General features: G+C 51.6%; 1 protein-coding gene and 1 pseudogene. Both read right to left on the bottom strand.

Annotated elements, in window-relative coordinates; all coding sequences use genetic code 11:
- Window positions 1-128: 128 nt before the first annotated feature.
- Entirely contained in the window at window positions 129-1,577 is a 1,449-nt protein-coding gene (locus tag CRG49_RS12705; RefSeq protein ID WP_095503797.1) for an NAD-dependent succinate-semialdehyde dehydrogenase, read from the bottom strand.
- Between the two features lie 157 nt (window positions 1,578-1,734).
- Window positions 1,735-2,151: pseudogene (locus CRG49_RS12700) on the bottom strand (biliverdin-producing heme oxygenase); the annotation flags it as partial.
- Between the last annotated feature and the right edge of the window lie 99 nt (window positions 2,152-2,250).

Below are 2,250 nucleotides of genomic sequence, written 5' to 3'. Positions count from 1 at the left end.
CCGCCGACCGAGAAAGACATTGGACTATGAGACACCGGGTGATCTGTTTTCAGCAGCCCTTGCCAATGGCATTTGAGCGTTGCACTTGAAATGCGAATGTAAGGGCCTTAAAAATAGATTGTTTATATTTAGCGGCTCACGCCAGCAGTAACGATGTATTTCATTTCCAGATAATCATCCATGCCGTATTTCGAGCCTTCGCGGCCGATGCCCGATTGTTTGATGCCGCCAAACGGCGCAGCTACGTTAGATAAACCGCCGGTATTCACTGCGACCATGCCGTATTCCAAGGCTTCTTGGGTGTGAGTGATACGGCCGATGTCGCGACTGTAGAGATAGGCGGCCAAGCCGAATTCGGTGTCGTTGGCGAATTTGATCGCTTCTTCATCGTGGCTGAAACGGAACACCGGCGCGAGCGGGCCGAAGATTTCTTCTTTGGCAAACTTCATGTCCTGCGTGGCATCGCGCAATACGGCAGGCTGCATAAACAGGCCGTCTGAACCGCCGCCCCACAATAATTTACCGCCTTTTTGCTGTGCATCATCGATGAATTCTTTGACTTTTTTCACCGCTTCTTCATCAATCAGCGGGCCGATGTCGGTACCGTCTTCCCAGCCGTTGCCGACGGTGAGTTTTTGCACGGCGACGGTGAATTTTTCGACAAATTCTTCATACACGCCGTCTTGCACATAAAAGCGGTTGGCGCAGACGCAGGTTTGTCCGGCATTGCGGAATTTGCTCGCCACTGCGCCTTTGACCGCTTCGTCGATGTCGGCATCGTCCAACACGATAAACGGCGCGTTGCCGCCCAATTCCAACGAGATTTTTTTCACGCTGTCGGCGCATTGTGCCATCAGTTTGCGGCCGATTTCAGTCGAGCCGGTAAAGCTGAATTTGCGCACGCGTGTGTCTTGCGTCAACACGCCGCCGATGTCGCGCGATGAGCCGGTAATGATGTTCAACACGCCTTTCGGAATACCTGCGCGTTCGGCCAATTCAATAATCGCTAACGCAGAAAGCGGCGTTTTGGACGCAGGGCGGATAACAAACGTGCAACCTGCTGCCAGCGCCGGGGCAACTTTGCGCGTAATCATGGCGTTGGGGAAATTCCAAGGCGTAATCGCGGCGCACACGCCGACCGGTTGGCGGATGACCTGCACGCGTTGGTCGGCGGATACCGCCGGAATGGTGTCGCCATAAACGCGTTTGGCTTCTTCGGCAAACCACTCGATATACGACGCGCCGTAAGCGATTTCGCCTTTCGCTTCGGCCAAAGGCTTGCCTTGTTCCATGGTCAGAATCATGGCCAAATCGTCTTGGTGTTCCATCATCAAATCAAACCAGCGGCGCAAAATGCGGCTGCGCTCTTGCGCGGTTTGCGCCGACCATTCGGGCAACGCGGCATAGGCGGCATCGACCGCTTCGCGCGCTTCTTGTTCGCCCATGTCGGGCACTTCGCCGACGATTTTCCCATTAGCCGGATTGGTGATGAGTATGGTTTGGCCGCTTTTTGCCGGTAACCATTGGCCGTTGATGTAACACAGGTTTTTCAATAAGTGTGGGTCGTTGAGTTGCATGGGATAGTCCTTTGAAAAGTTTCAGACGGCCTCAAGTGGCAATGGCTTAAAACTACGCTTCCGAATCGGGCTTGTCAATGTTGGCATCTTTGAGAGTCTGTTTAAAAAGTATCAGGCCGTCTGAATATTCAGACGGCCTGATACTTCAATAATTTGATTAATGACGGTGTGGTTGGAAACCTGCCGGTGCTTCTGCGCCTTCGGGTAAGCCAAAGGTTTTGCGCAAAACGGTTTTATAAAACTCAAATGCTTCTTTGGCACCTTGAATGGCTTCTGCTTCTGCTTCTGGTGACAAAGGCAGCGCATTTAAATGCTCGACAAATTCGCGCCAGTGTTTGCCGCGGCCGTCGGGGTGTGGTGCCAGATGGCGTGCGCCGTGTTCGCCGTTGTAATCCAGTTTTTGCGCGTGTTTAAACAGAAAGGCTGCACCTAAGTTAGATCCTTCGGCGCAGTAGAGCCAGCCGATGGCTTTATTGCCAATTTCCTGTGGTAGGGCTTTGTTATAGGTATCAGGTTGCTCCCCCAAATCTTGCAAATCTTGCATCACTGCATCGTGGCGTGCCATATAAGATAGGGGCTTAGGAAGCAAAATCATCAAAAAACCTGATAAGCTCCTAATATGAAACTAAAAAATAAGTATCAAAAGTTCAGCAAAATTTCAGAGCAAAAGTTT

This window comes from Neisseria sp. N95_16, assembly GCF_002551535.2.
Lineage (GTDB): Bacteria > Pseudomonadota > Gammaproteobacteria > Burkholderiales > Neisseriaceae > Neisseria > Neisseria brasiliensis.
Note: the sequence above shows the minus strand (reverse complement) of the source record. Positions and strands in the feature narration are given on the sequence as shown.

Bases quoted from the DNA above. Each gene is read 5' to 3' on its own strand.
- CRG49_RS12705 (WP_095503797.1), bottom strand. From the start codon at position 1,577: ATGCAACTCAACGACCCACACTTATTGAAAAACCTGTGTTACATCAAC.